The sequence below is a fragment of the Leclercia sp. S52 genome, assembly GCF_039727615.1.
In the GTDB taxonomy this organism is placed as follows: Bacteria; Pseudomonadota; Gammaproteobacteria; order Enterobacterales; family Enterobacteriaceae; genus Enterobacter; species Enterobacter adecarboxylatus_B.
Map to the genome: position 1 here is coordinate 1,877,990 of NZ_CP152474.1, position 13,003 is coordinate 1,890,992.

A 13,003-nucleotide genomic window follows, 5' to 3' on the forward strand; every position below is an offset into this window, starting at 1 on the left:
ACCTCATAATGGCCCAGAAACGGGCCATTGGCTGAAAAACTGAAATCAGATTGCTGTCAGGCGCTGCCAGATAGCTGATACGTATTTGACCTGGTGGCGGGCGTCGGCCAGGGCATTATGCTGATCGCCTTCAAAAGGGATGTCGTAGCGCGAGTTCAGCCCAACAGCTTTGCCCAGTTCGACAACAGTACGAACATCCCGATAGTTCCAGTGCGGGATCGGGAAGGGCGTGTCGGCCAGTTCGAAAGCTGCTTCCAGAAGTGGGCAATCGAAAGAGCTACCATTCCCCCAGAGCTGCACATTCTTCGAGTCGTTAGCCGCGTTTTCAGCAATGAAGTCGAGGAATTGCTCCAACGCTTCCACCAGGCCGACCGTATCATCCACCACGATTGCAGATCGTGCTTCCGGCGATTGCTTCAACCACCAGAGGATGGTGCTGGCATCTGGCCTGGCCCCGAATGACATCGACGATTCCAAGCTAATCACCTGATAGTATTCAGCACCGGTTTTCCCGCTGGCCGGGTCAAAGAATACTGCCCCCACAGAAACGAGCGGCGCGCCCGGTTTTTTACCCATTGTCTCGAGATCCACCATCAGGTGCGTGAACATGGTTTCCGATTTTGAGGTATCTGCCCCCAGTGCCTCCAGTTCCTCTTTCAGGCCCCCCTCCATTACCGCATAGGTTGCATCGCCAGCCACGGCACCACAGTCAGGGCAACCGCCGCCACCTTCGGTACCACAGCCAGTGCAGATGGTTCCCGCTACGGCATCTGTTTGCGCAGCAGCTGCATCAGCGCCTTCGTCTGGTGAAACCGCATCACTATTTTCTCCTTCCGCCGGGTTAGTCTCTTCCATCTGCACATCGCTGGTGGTCTCCTCATTAACCGGTGAACGGTCATCATTTTCTGTTTGTTTTTCGTTCATCAGGCCTTCGATGGAGAACATGCCGCCGCCGAGGTTCGCGACCTGCGGCTGACTGGCTAACTCTGCTTTTTCCGCTTCAATCTTCTCGTTAATTTCTTTTTCCCAGCTAACCTCTGGGGTGTGGCGAGCCGCCGCCAGCACTTCCGCTGTAGGATTCTCGTGGTCGGTTTCGGTCAGGTTTGCGTGGATGTGTCCGCGAATATGCTTAGGCTCGAAATGAATCCCTTTAAAAGCGCTACGGATCAGCGCAAAAATTGCAGCGCGGGAGTAATCCAGAATACCGGGCGTTGCGCGCAAAGCTTCAGACCATTCTTTAAACGGACTGTCATTCGCAGCGACGATAGCCTTCGCCTGGCGGAAAACATCACTTGGAATGTCGTAAATATTGAAATCTGCTGACAGCGTTGCCAACGCAATCTCAGTATCGAGCCCGTCAAAGTCGGGTTTGTAGTTAGGGTTGCGATCGGTTTTTCCGCCGCCGCCCGGCTGTGCTGCTGGCACCTCAGGTTCAGCAGCTGGCGCAGGCAGCGGCAGCAACTCAGTTGCAGCATTGAATTCAGCTGTCATCGTCTGGTTAACGAACTCCAGATGCGCAACCGGGTTCAGGTGGATATCCTCCGGCGCGATGCGCACCAGGTTGAAGATCGCCGCGCGGTTCACTGCCAGAACGCCAGGCTGGTTGCGCAGGATCTTGCTCCACGATTTCCACGGCTCTTCTTTGTTCGCGATAATCTCTTTGGCGCGGCGCGCAATGCTGCCCGGGATTTCACGATGGTTGAAGTCCATCGGCAGCAGGGCGCAGGCGATTTCCAGATCAAGGGTGTCCAGGGTATGTTGTGTGTCAGCGCCGCGGTCGGTTACGTATCCACCATCAGCATTGGTCCCTGAGTCAGTGCGCTGCACGAGGTTAATGCGATTGCCGGCGGCCCACTCTCGCGTCAGGATCCCGCGGTCAATGTGTCCGGTGTTGAACCACGCTTTGAAGAACTGGATGACGACAGACAGCTCTGTGCGTTTTCCATCAACTGGGAAGATGGGTTTCAGAGCACTGACCACTTTCCAGATGTCGGGCTCATGTGCTTTCTTGAAGCCCTCAACATTTTCGGCGGCCAGAATAAGGTTCTGCACGTAGCTGTTGTCCACATCCAGCTCAAGCTCCAGTATGGCCTTCTTCTGCTCTTCGTCGACGTGGTAGAGATAATGTTTGTCCGCGATGAACTGCGCCAGAAGACGCTGACGGAAAGGCAGGGTGGCGACGGTCGTCAATACCGGAAGTTTGCGCTCGCGGAACTCTCTTACCGCATCACAAACCGTTTCGGTACCATCTGCATCAACAATGCTTTCGCCAGTTTCGATATCCACGCTATCGACGATAGTGGTGTCGGTACCCTCAACAACTTTTCCGTCTGGATGAGGTTGCTGCGCAGTGCCGGCAATCACATTCCAGGTTCGCTGGTCGTCAGCCAGTTCGTAGCATTTGCACCAGGTGTAATCAATCACGCCTTCTTCAGGTAGATCGTCAACAACAGGCATGTCGGTACGAACAGGCTTGGCGTAGTCCTTACCGCGGCCAGTTTCGATACCTACATCTTCCAGCGCGACGTCCAGCTGCAGCGCAGCGCGTGACGCCGTATTGGCACTGAACCAGATAACACCGTCAGGTTTGCCGGATTTCTGAGTCGCCTTAATATGATAAAAAAATTCCATGGTGGAGCCTCGTTTGGGTGTAAGATACCCAACAGCTAATGAGCGCTGCTTAGGTAGTGGTCATTGGTCAAAACTCGATTCCGGAAAGCTTTGGTCGGCTGACCGGGTACTGAACCCGCCTTGCGCGGGTTTTGTGCTTATTGGGCGCTGGGCTTGTTCGCCAGCTGAGAGATAAGCACTCCGTCAAGTGCAACAAGAACCGGGTCGAACGTGGTATTCGACGGGATCTTGCTGACTGCGCGGATGACTGCTGAAACTGAGATATCACCTTCACGAAGGCTATATCCGCCGCCCGGTCCTCTGTGTGAGGTGACCAGCTTGCCGCTGCGCAGCCGCTTAAAAATTTGCTCCAGGTAGGAAACTGAGAGCTTCGATTCTTTACTCAGTGTGGCGAGGGGTACTGGCTTGCCGCAGTAGATTCTTTCCAGAACCGCAACAGCCTGTACAGATGCCATCACTCGTTTCATTCCAAATTCCATAATGGATCCCTTCAGGGCCAGTCAGGCCATTGGTCAAAACTCGATTAAAAATGTAACGCTGGCTGTTGGTCGTCAGCCGGTTTGTACGGGTAACACTGTCCTTTAACGTGCTGCTCTGCGGCAGCTGCTTCACAAACCGCCTCGGTCTTATAAACCCCGAGCATGATGTCTGAGCATTCCCCGGTGAGGGCGCAGACGTTAACGATTAAGGCGAAAAGCGAGTTCATGCGTTGAGCTCTGGATTGCCTTTTTGCGCCATGAAGTAGCAGAACTTGCGGATCAGGACTTCAACAATGTTGAGGCGAATAGCCTGCTGTTTAACGGGATTACGTGCGTAGTCGATCATGGTTATCTCCTGTTTAATTTTGCCTGTCGTATCGCGGCCCTAACTTCAGTGCTATTGTGGTAATTCCCATACTGTAACGAGGGAATTAACTGTGGAAAAAGAAGAGAAGGTCTTGTATTTAACTCGCCTGGCGGTTGATACATATAACTCCTACCGTTCTGCTCAAATCTCATCCGGTCGAAATCTTTCAGACCAACACGATCCTGTTGAAGAGATTGAAAAACTCTATGTAAAATTCGAAGTCTTTCTTAACCAGAAGCTCGCAGAAGACGAATGGAAATAGGGTTATATGCTTTCCAGCCAGACCCATTTCTCCAGAGTGAGCCTTTGCAATGTGCATAAAGCTCACTCTTTCTGATGTCCATGTAATCCACAATTTTTACTCCTATATCAGCCTGTAACGCTGGCAAGCGGAACGGTACTATCTGCTGCGCATTGTTTGTATGTGCTTTGCTGGCGCCCCAGCTGCGGTGGTCAGTCGCTTCTCCGCCTGAAAAACTCGATAAACTCAGCAAATAGCTGGTTCACCGCAAAGCACATTCTCTGGTCATCTCATCCGGTGTTTCATATGCCGCCGGCAGCTACTACGTGGGCATCCTGCCTGGATGATTTACTTGCTGCTTGGTGTGCTCGAAGTTTCACACGGCGTGAATACCTCGTCAATACATATAGTGAATTTTATTTTTCACATAACGTGAGGAATTGGATGTAAGGACAAAAAAAACCAGCCGGATGGCTGGTTATGGACGGTATGAGTTAGTTAGCTATTTGTATCAGACTGGTCATCCATCGGCTTGAATCGTCCGCGAAGGTACTTCTCAACGTATTCATCAATTTCTTTTAGCCTGACCTGGAAGATATCAATCATTTTATCTTGCTCAGTTTCAGGTAATTGTTTGAACAAATTGAGCATTACTCTTTGTTTTTCTGTAAGCCATTTATCTTCATCACCGCGCTCACCGAATAGCAGTTCGCCTGGTGAAGTGCCTAATATTCTGGCTAAAACCATTGCATCGTCAGCGCCAACGTTTCTCAAACCGGATTCGTAATTGGCGAGACGAGACGCAGCTGACCAACCGCATAACTTTGCAGCTTGGGCCTGGCTCAATCCCTTTTGAATGCGCAGCGTTCTAATACGCTCGCCGATCTGTTCTGCAATTGTCTTCATGATTCGATTTTATCACGCATAGTGAATCTTTATCGATTCACGATTATGTTGACATGCAATTCACGATATGTGAATAATGTTCACATCTTACAGGAGAGTCGGATGAACCTAATTTCTCACTATCGCAAAAAAGCAAACATTTCCCAGCTGGCGCTTGCACAACAGATTGGTTGGAACCAACCACGTTTGGCGAACTACGAATCGAATCTGAGAACGCCAAGCCTGGAAGACTCCCGCCGTATCGTAGGCGCGTTGAATGCTCTGGGGGCGCGCTGTTCATTAGATGAGGTTTTCCCGCCACAAACAAATGGTTAAGGAGTTCAAATGCATGCGATCACTTATGAGCATGATAACCAAAAGGCTATCGCTCCGCTGAAAACTAAAAATCAGTATGAACCACGCCGCAGAGACAACCTACGGCGCCAAGCGATCCTGACAGCCGTTCGTGAATGGGAGCTTACTCTGCCCGGCCAGGCGCAGGACGTTGTTACGCAGCTGGTGGCCGAGCAGTGGGCAAAAGAGGGCGGACGTGGGATCACTGTGAACAAACAGAACCTTTATCGCTACCTGAAAAACGAAACCAATTCCAGCAAGTACACGGCTTATGTCATGCAACTCGCGGACGCGATCAGCATGGCAATGCCGATTGAGATCGCCAGAAAACATGGCCTCCGTCAGGGTAAAACCGATATCGAGCTGGTGGCCGAAGCAATAAAAGAGACCGGAGAGCACCACCAGGCAAAGTTGCTAGGCCTGCCGAGCAAGAAGCAAGCGAAGGAGGGTTTTGAAAACCTTCTTGCCAATGCAGCACTACTACCGGGAGAACTGGCCGGCGTGGTGATTGCTCACCTGCAGGCTCTGGCTCCGCTATTTACGTAATCGAGTTTTGACCAATGACCAATAAATCATCCACGGCAGGAGAGCGGTAATGGCTGGAGACTGGATCAAGATGCGTGCTGATTTGCACACACACCCCAAAGTCGTCCGCATTGCGTCCGCTTTGGATGCGGACAGATTGCGCGTTGTCGGCGCACTACATGCGACATGGTGTCTGTTTGATGCCCATTCAGTAGATGGAGAGCTAGAAGGTTACTCCCCAAAAACTCTGAACGACATGATCGGATTTGAAGGTTTCGCGCAGGCTCTTATCACTGTCGGCTGGCTTGAATCGACTGATGTAAGTCTCTGTATGCCAAGATTTTCTGAGCATAACGGGCAGTCCGCAAAACGGCGTGCGCAGGAGGCAGACAGAAAACGAAATGTCCGCAAGATGTCCGCATCAGATGCAGACAAAAAGCGGACCAGAGAAGAGAAGAGAAGAGAAGATCTAAACCCCTCTCTTAACGAGGGCGCGAAAGAAAAATCGGAAGAGGGTCAGCCCCCAGCGGAGCCAACTGCAGCCCGATACCTTGAGGGTCTGGATGAGCCGATCGGTAAGTTCACCATGACCAGCGCCTGGCTACCATCCAGAGATTTTCGCCAGCGCGCGGCGATGTGGGGAATAGCTTTGCCTGACCCTGATTACCTTGCCACAGAGCTCGCTGAGTTCGCGTCGTACTGGGAGTCAGAGGGGAAGGTATTCACCCAGGTTCAGTGGGAGCAAAAATTCGCACGGCACATCGTGCTGGTGAGATCGAAAAAACAACCTGAAACCGGAGGTAAGGACAATGCAGGAGTTAGGGGAGAGCCTACAGCATCCAGGGCTGTTCAGCAGATTCAGTCAGCCCACGCAGAGTGGAGACGTCGCAATGGACTTGATGGCAACGGAAACGGCATGGCGCCTGTGGCAGGTCATGGGGGGAAATATTCTCGAACCGGTGGACGCAGAAGAATGGGGCGGAGCCGTCGGCGCTCTGGATCGCCCAGATAGGTTCGATGACTGAAAAGCAAATCAAGCTGGTCTGCCAGCAGTGCATGGAACGTTGTGCCGCTGGAAACACATGGCCGCCTGATCTCGCTGAGTTTGTATCGCTCGTTTCAGAGAGCGGCGCCAACCACTTCGGCCTGACGTCCGACAGTGTAATGGGTGAGTATCGCCGCTGGCGTAACGAGTCCTACCGGTACTCAGGTAGCGATAAGTATCCGTGGCCGCAGCCGGTGCTGTACCACATCTGCATTGAAATGCGCAGAACGGGCGTGGAGCGCCAGATGACAGAGGGGGAACTGAAAAAACTGGCAGAGAAGCTGTTAACAAAATGGAGCAAGCACGTCAGTAACGGCCTTTCGGTACCGCCGATACGTCGCCAGCTTGCAGCACCGCAACACCCGGCAGGGCCAACTCCGGCGCAGCTGCTGATGGAAGAGTACAAACGCCGAAAGGCGGCAGGTTTAACCAACTAAATCGAGTGATGACCAATGACCAAACCATTAACCCAGAAAGACCAGGTGGCGATTTTCGTTCGCTACCAGCCGAACTGTGCTGTCGGCGACGTTTCCGAAGCGCTGGATATGTCAGGTGCAACAGCAGGCAAGCTGCTGCGCGAACTGAGTGATGATGGGGTGATAACACGCTCACGTAACAGCGTCCAGTACACCTATGCGGCGGTGCCGCATGCTGATATCCCGGATGTAATCCTTCCATGCATGGAGGAGAAAAGCGACCCGATCAAGATGCAGGCTGCTGAGCAGAAGGCAAAAGCGCTGGAAGAAAAAGGACTGTGGCGCCGCGCTGCAGCGGTTTATTCGGACATGTTCGGCATTGCCTGCAGCTCTGTGGAGGTTGCCTGGATCGCCAAACGCCGTAAAGAGTGCCTGCGCCAGGCGGGGAGGGCCTGACTGATGCCAAGACCAAAAACACACAGGGAACGCACCCTGTTCATCAGCTGGATTATCGAGATGGTGAAAAAGCATGGCCACGCTACGACCAATGATGTCGTCGCCATGTTCGGCCTGCACCGTACTACTGCCGAGAAATACATTCGGGCTGCCGTGAAGCAGGGCCATCTTATCCGCCACGGACGCTGCGGCGTCTTCCGCGACCAGCGGGCAGTTATTGACTTTGACATGGAGCGTTACACCAATCGTATGACGGCGAAATGAAACTAAAGATTGAGAATTAACTATCACCAAGCCGCCCGGAAAGGATTTTTAGGGCGGCTATAAGCGAAGAGCGGACGTTCGCTAAATCTTGAAATCATCAGGAATGTGCGAAGGCACATAGATCTCCATGCTCGCTTCCAAAGTAGCGTTATCTACTCTCTAAAGAGAATATGCGGATTTGAGGGGTATTTACAGGTATTGCGATATAGTAATCAACGGGGCGCAGGCTAGTTTAATGGGATAACAAAAAGGGCAGGAAATTCTGCCCTAAGTTAATATCCTTGAATTACTCGACTAGAAATCTTGTGCTGAATTTCTAATTTCAAACATTCGCGATAAACATTAGACCGAGTCTGGAACAGTAATTAAAAATTGGGGTTGATACGTGCTGATACCCCAGCATGCTCTTTTAAGAGGTAGAGAAGTCCACCTCCATCTATGAGTTCGATTGGTTTGTCTTCGCAGAAACGATATGCATCTTTACCGTATTGACTTGTACACACCAGAATACCTTTGTTAGCACCTTCATTCATCATTGTTCCATAAAGATCTCTTACAGAACTAACACCGACAGTGTCTTTATATCTTTTAGCCTGAATCACCACTTTGCCACCGAGTATCGGGCGTGTGTCGAATGCCACCGCATCAACGCCACCGTCTTTTGTACCTCTGGTGAGTTTGGTATCTAGTCCCATTTGGGTGAAAAGATTTGATACTAATACCTCAAATTCTGACGGTGAAAGTTCCATAAGGTTTGGTCGTGTTTCAAGGGCAGATAAAGCATCACCTTGTTCAATAAAGCGTTTATCAACCATGTTGAATTCGATAATAGGCTTTACTGCCTGAAGTTCATCTGGCCGCCCTGAAACTTGTGCACCTAAACTTCTAAGGCATGCACTCTTTTCGACCCTTTCGAGTTTTATTTGCATAAAATCGTCCTTGTAAGCACGGGCAGATACTAATGTGACTTTAGTGTCATGCCCGCTTGTAGGATCGATCGTTTCGATTACACCGTTAAAAAGAACTGATGTTAAAGCAGATGCCTTGTCAGCTTCGAAAAGCTCATGCATTGTGCGGAGTGTGATCGCGGCGATTATGTTTTGATAGAGTTCTTTGATCTCGCCAATCTTTCGCGCCTTGGCATCAATGGCATCTCTCGTTTTGACATATCTGTATTCCAACTCGCGCGGTACTATTGCAATATCAGGTAAGTTGTATTCAACCAACAACTCCTTACTGTCAGGTAAATAGGCCAACCTAAAGGCTTGTGGGAAGCCGTTCTCAGGATATTCAGACCGTGTCAACACCATTTCGCAATATGCCAACACGCTGTCAGGATCGCAGTTGAGGTAGTCTTGCTCAAACAGGTCAACTTCGTCGTGCTGACTTTTTATTTCTTCGAGGTAAGCAGTTCTTCGGGCCTGATAATCAGCAACTAAAGCATCAAGCTCAACTTTCTGGCTTAAAAGTTTAATTGAATGATCTTCCTTACTTTTATTGAAAGATTCTTCTGCCTGCTGCAATTCTCGATAATATCTGTTCTTTACCCACGGGAAAATAGTCTTCCATGCAGCTGGAGCATGCACAACTTTTATCTCTGGCTCCGGGTCTGGTAAGAGATGCTTAGGTGTTTTGAAGTCTTCGAATTTTGGGTATTTTTTCAGCGCCGAAAAATCAATTGAATCATCAAATTCGAGAGTATGTTCCAGAAGTGTTGAAAGCGCGGAAATAGTCTCGTTCAGCTCAGCGTTAAGATCGGAAACTTCATCTTGACGTTCTTCCAAATACATGGCTTTTGCTAACTTATCAGCCTCCTTTTGCTCGCGAAGTCTCTGAGCATTATCACGTTTTATTTCGCGCTCTATTCGGCGAGCCTCGGCAAACTGATGGCGCTCTGCTCTCTTACGCTCACGCTCTGCTGCTGCTACGGCTCTGCCTGTAGCACGTATAAAACCTTCAAATCCTGATCTCCGTCCCATCCCAATCCCCAACATAAAGTTCAGTTTGCAACAAGGGAAGTTGCCTCAAGCAACCGTCCATCTAATTAACCTGTAATTAATCTACTTTATTAGCACCAACTCAATCTATAACATTTTAAAAAAGCAATTAGCCCACATCTCAAAATATGCAGGTTTGTTTTCGCTTATCCAATCAACGGAGTGCTGGTCATGATCACTAACTGATTGAGTGCTGTTTTATCAACGTCCGCTTCTGGCACAAAACGGAAGTTACTCTTCCCTTGTAAGCGGGACTCTGTTGGGGCGTATTGAACTTTACAGACTTAAACGAGCGCTTTGCACACAGTGCGGCAAGCGGGCTTATGCTCTCATTTTTCATAATTCTTATCGGCATTTTGTGTGCCTAAAGCATTGATCAAAACGGCCCATAGGTATACTGTATATTCATACAGTTAATGCAGCGGAGGCTATTATGAGAGTTGAGTTAAGCATTGATAGAACTAAAGAACTTCCTAAGGGCGCTGTCCCGGCTCTGGAAAAAGAACTGTTAACACGACTGCAGGATCAGGTAGGCGATTGCACCCTGGTTATACGACGAACAGGCTCAGATGGGTTAAGTGTTCTGGGCGGTGAAAAGGACGCGAAGAAGAAGGTAGAAAAGATCTTCCAGTAGACCTGGGAAAGCGCTGACGACTGGTTTTATTAATTCAGCATGTAATTAGTTTCCTGGGTGGAAGGGGAGGTTTGGTGAAACAAAAAGAAGAATTTCCAAAAAAGGGTTATGTAGTCATCAGATGTCACGATGGGGTTATCGTTGCACGACTGCACTCATTTCCTGAATGTGACCGTGCGCTGATGTACAGGCGAGGTGATGTGGTGTCGTTTACGCCGCTTCTGGATGATGAGATTGTAGGGTCGCCAACTCTCTTTACGCAGATGCTGGAGCGGGCAGGTTACCGTGTTTCGCTTAATTCTGTTAAACTCCCGTCATAGGCCTGAACAACCTATACCTGCTGCGCCACTGGAGAGATACCATGGCGCAAAAACCTTCCAAACAAGCACTTAAACTGGTTCCTTTCGGAATCAGCGATTTCTTTTTTGCCTGCGCACTTACTGGTGACGGCATGAAGAAAACTAGCTTCATTCACACCCAGCTCACGACGAAAGAAGTGGACGAGCTCGAGGCCCGCTATCGCGCTAATGACGTGCGGACTGTGCGCAGCCTTGATTTCGATCTCATCCACTGGACGCTCACCGCTTATCTGCCCGAGGCAAACAGAGCCCCGCGTCAGGATAAGACCTTCCAGCAAAAGCTCTGGAGGGAAGCGTGAAGACATACAACATCACCCCGATGGGCAAGCCCAGAATGACCCGCGCCGATAAGTGGAAGAAACGCCCGGAGGTTCTTCGGTACCGCGCGTTCTGCGATCACGTTCGGCTGTTGGGCGTAGAGCTACCGGAAGCAGGCGCACACATTACGTTTATCCTTCCGATGCCCCAGAGCTGGAGCCAGAAGAAGCGCCAGGAGATGACGGGGAAACCTCACCAGCAGAAGCCCGACAAAGATAACCTGGAGAAAGCCCTGATGGATGCCATCTATGCGGATGATGCCCATATCTGGGATTCTCGCGTTACGAAGCGTTGGGATGAAGAAGGGCAGATCACTATCGGGGAGATCGCCTGATGCGCGCATTGCTGAAACCTGTTATCGCCCGCGAACTGGGTGTTGTTCTGCTGAAACCCGGCAGCGAGCTGATGCCCATGTTCACTGCAGGGCGCGTGCTGGTGGAGAGCCAGCCTGCCAGTATGGCCAGCTTTGAGACCGGGCGGGTGCCTGATCTTCGCCAGCCGCTGGCGGCCAACCCGGCGCTGCGTCCGTTCTTCCTCCACGAAAAGGTGATCACCGCTGCTGGTGGGCTGGCTGGCCTGGAATACTGGTTGCTGCGCCACGGCGGCGGCACCTGCCAGTACCAGCACAGCAATTACCACTACCACGAACTGACGACCATGCGACACAAGCCCGGCGCAATCCGCCTCTGCGGTCACTGCGACAACCAGCTGCGCGAGCAATTCACCGAACGTCTGGCGGAGCTGGCGCGGCAGAACGTCATCGACTGGGTGCTGGACACTGCGCGGTCGGCGCTGGCGATCGAGAAGACCCGCGAGATATCCCTGCCTGAGTTGTGCTGGTGGGCTGTTCGTGTCGGCGTCACTGATGCGCTGCCTGAATCCGTTGCCCGTGAGGCATTGCGCCTGCCAGCGGAGACACAAACGTACCGCGAGAGCGAGATAGTGCCGTCGGTACCGGCCACCAGCATCATCGCCGACAAGGCCCGCGCGCTACCTGAAGTTCGAGCCATTAAGCCAGTAGTGAGCGTACTTGTGGATCCCGAATCCCCTCAGACCCTGATGAAGCGGCCAAAGCGGACCCGCTGGGACAAACCCAAATATCTGGCATGGGTTAAGACGCAGCCCTGCGAGTGCTGCGGCAGACCGTCAGATGATCCACACCATCTAATCGGCTGGGGCCAGGGTGGCATGGGAACGAAGGCGCACGACAGTCTCGTGATCCCCCTGTGCCGCCAGCACCATACCGAACTACATGACGATCCGGTGAAATTCGAGCGTAAGCACGGTACTCAGCCGGAAATGATAATCAGAGTGCTGGACCGGGCATTTGCGCTCGGCGTTCTGGCTTAAGGAGCAGTACAGGATGACACCACGTCAACGCCGCATTCATATCGAAGGTCTGGGTAAAGCAGCTGCTGCACCGAGAAAAAGTTACCTCGGGAAGTTCACGCCCCTTAAGAGTGTTCAGTCTGCCTGGATCAAATCCTTGCTGACGGTCTGGGGCGAATGCGTCGGCGGTAAAACCCGCGCGCAATACCGTCTGGAGAATTTCAGCCAGTTCTGGTCTGAGGTTAAGCAATCGGAGTGGTCGGACACTCAGCTGTCGCGCATCACTGAGGCGCTGGGTCAGGCGAGGGAAGAGGGGTTCCGTGGCGTTCAGGCAGCGCTGCGTGCCCGGTCCATTCTGTGGCCGGTGACCCTGTCAGCGCTGATCGAAGAGAGCGAGCGCCGCGATGATGCTGACTTTATCGAGCAGATCATGCTGAACACCTTCGACCTGCACGACCCGGTGTATCTGGTTGGCCGGCAGTTCTATACCACCCGCAAGAAGATGTCCGACATCACGCGAGAGTTGCAGCACGTGGCCCCCTGGCTCACTGACGGCGAAGCGCGTAAGCGCGTGCGGTGGTGCCTTGAAATCTTCCAGGCAAAGGTGTTTCTGACCGTGTGCCGGCAGATGAAAACGGAGCAAAACTGAGAGGCCTCTTAAAAAATATTTCAATTTATGTTGAAAACGGGCCAGAAAGATGAA

At 51.6% G+C, this 13,003-nt stretch carries 16 protein-coding genes and 3 pseudogenes; 13 read left to right on the plus strand and 6 right to left on the minus strand.

All coding sequences use genetic code 11. From position 1 onward, the window contains the following. Nucleotides 1-45: 45 nt before the first annotated feature. From AAHB66_RS08925 to AAHB66_RS08940, 4 genes are all read right to left on the minus strand, one after another. Entirely contained in the window at nucleotides 46-2,631 is a 2,586-nt protein-coding gene (locus tag AAHB66_RS08925; protein ID WP_347115932.1) for a 3'-5' exoribonuclease, read from the minus strand. A 137-nt stretch (nucleotides 2,632-2,768) separates the two neighbouring features. Further along, entirely contained in the window at nucleotides 2,769-3,110 is a 342-nt protein-coding gene (locus AAHB66_RS08930; protein WP_181247213.1) for an Rrf2 family transcriptional regulator, read from the minus strand. A 44-nt stretch (nucleotides 3,111-3,154) separates the two neighbouring features. Next, a complete protein-coding gene (locus tag AAHB66_RS08935) occupies nucleotides 3,155-3,337 on the minus strand; it encodes a DUF1482 family protein (protein ID WP_166182175.1) in 183 nt (60 codons plus the stop codon). Next, the gene (locus AAHB66_RS08940; protein WP_255474660.1) at nucleotides 3,334-3,456 is read right to left on the minus strand and encodes a hypothetical protein; all 123 of its coding nucleotides are present in this window, start codon (nucleotides 3,454-3,456) and stop codon (nucleotides 3,334-3,336) included. Before AAHB66_RS08940 ends, AAHB66_RS08935 begins: the two co-directional genes overlap by 4 nt. A 91-nt stretch (nucleotides 3,457-3,547) precedes the next feature. Here AAHB66_RS08940 and AAHB66_RS08945 point away from each other — a divergent pair, with 91 nt between their 5' ends. Continuing rightward, nucleotides 3,548-3,739, plus strand: a complete 192-nt coding sequence (locus AAHB66_RS08945) for a hypothetical protein (protein WP_146145500.1) — start codon at nucleotides 3,548-3,550, stop codon at nucleotides 3,737-3,739. A gap of 477 nt (nucleotides 3,740-4,216) precedes the next feature. Here AAHB66_RS08945 and AAHB66_RS08950 read toward each other — a convergent pair whose 3' ends face one another. Next, nucleotides 4,217-4,624: a helix-turn-helix domain-containing protein gene (locus tag AAHB66_RS08950; RefSeq protein WP_032651369.1), complete on the minus strand. Its 408-nt coding sequence runs from the start codon at nucleotides 4,622-4,624 to the stop codon at nucleotides 4,217-4,219. A 102-nt stretch (nucleotides 4,625-4,726) separates the two neighbouring features. Between AAHB66_RS08950 and AAHB66_RS08955 the strand changes: the two genes are divergently transcribed. The 6 genes and pseudogenes from AAHB66_RS08955 to AAHB66_RS08980 form a co-directional block, all read left to right on the plus strand. Beyond that, nucleotides 4,727-4,939: a helix-turn-helix transcriptional regulator gene (locus tag AAHB66_RS08955; protein WP_337015537.1), complete on the plus strand. Its 213-nt coding sequence runs from the start codon at nucleotides 4,727-4,729 to the stop codon at nucleotides 4,937-4,939. Between the two features lie 9 nt (nucleotides 4,940-4,948). After that, nucleotides 4,949-5,503, plus strand: a complete 555-nt coding sequence (locus AAHB66_RS08960; RefSeq protein ID WP_347115933.1) for a toxin YdaT family protein — start codon at nucleotides 4,949-4,951, stop codon at nucleotides 5,501-5,503. Between the two features lie 613 nt (nucleotides 5,504-6,116). Next, nucleotides 6,117-6,215, plus strand: a pseudogene (locus AAHB66_RS08965) (hypothetical protein); the annotation flags it as partial. Between the two features lie 76 nt (nucleotides 6,216-6,291). Then, a pseudogene (locus AAHB66_RS08970) lies at nucleotides 6,292-6,964 on the plus strand (replication protein P). A 15-nt stretch (nucleotides 6,965-6,979) separates the two neighbouring features. Beyond that, a complete protein-coding gene (locus AAHB66_RS08975; protein ID WP_106992782.1) occupies nucleotides 6,980-7,399 on the plus strand; it encodes a PerC family transcriptional regulator in 420 nt (139 codons plus the stop codon). Between the two features lie 3 nt (nucleotides 7,400-7,402). After that, a pseudogene (locus AAHB66_RS08980) lies at nucleotides 7,403-7,645 on the plus strand (DUF977 family protein); the annotation flags it as partial. A 383-nt stretch (nucleotides 7,646-8,028) separates the two neighbouring features. On the opposite strand, the gene AAHB66_RS08985 reads toward AAHB66_RS08980, so the two are convergent. After that, nucleotides 8,029-9,642: a restriction endonuclease gene (locus AAHB66_RS08985; RefSeq protein ID WP_347115934.1), complete on the minus strand. Its 1,614-nt coding sequence runs from the start codon at nucleotides 9,640-9,642 to the stop codon at nucleotides 8,029-8,031. Nucleotides 9,643-10,093: 451 nt separating this feature from the next. Here AAHB66_RS08985 and AAHB66_RS08990 point away from each other — a divergent pair, with 451 nt between their 5' ends. From AAHB66_RS08990 to AAHB66_RS09015, 6 genes are all read left to right on the plus strand, one after another. Then, entirely contained in the window at nucleotides 10,094-10,294 is a 201-nt protein-coding gene (locus tag AAHB66_RS08990; protein WP_106992785.1) for a DinI-like family protein, read from the plus strand. 74 nt (nucleotides 10,295-10,368) lie between these two features. Further along, nucleotides 10,369-10,614, plus strand: coding sequence for a hypothetical protein (locus AAHB66_RS08995; protein ID WP_347115935.1), 246 nt, complete (start codon nucleotides 10,369-10,371; stop codon nucleotides 10,612-10,614). A gap of 41 nt (nucleotides 10,615-10,655) precedes the next feature. Further along, the gene (locus tag AAHB66_RS09000) at nucleotides 10,656-10,952 is read left to right on the plus strand and encodes a hypothetical protein (protein ID WP_347115936.1); all 297 of its coding nucleotides are present in this window, start codon (nucleotides 10,656-10,658) and stop codon (nucleotides 10,950-10,952) included. Continuing rightward, nucleotides 10,949-11,305, plus strand: a complete 357-nt coding sequence (locus tag AAHB66_RS09005; protein WP_347115937.1) for a RusA family crossover junction endodeoxyribonuclease — start codon at nucleotides 10,949-10,951, stop codon at nucleotides 11,303-11,305. The genes AAHB66_RS09000 and AAHB66_RS09005 overlap by 4 nt, the downstream gene beginning before the upstream one ends. Next, nucleotides 11,305-12,321: a DUF968 domain-containing protein gene (locus AAHB66_RS09010; RefSeq protein WP_225759043.1), complete on the plus strand. Its 1,017-nt coding sequence runs from the start codon at nucleotides 11,305-11,307 to the stop codon at nucleotides 12,319-12,321. Before AAHB66_RS09005 ends, AAHB66_RS09010 begins: the two co-directional genes overlap by 1 nt. 13 nt (nucleotides 12,322-12,334) lie before the next feature. Then, the gene (locus AAHB66_RS09015; RefSeq protein WP_106992787.1) at nucleotides 12,335-12,949 is read left to right on the plus strand and encodes a hypothetical protein; all 615 of its coding nucleotides are present in this window, start codon (nucleotides 12,335-12,337) and stop codon (nucleotides 12,947-12,949) included. The last annotated feature ends 54 nt before the right edge of the window (nucleotides 12,950-13,003 follow it).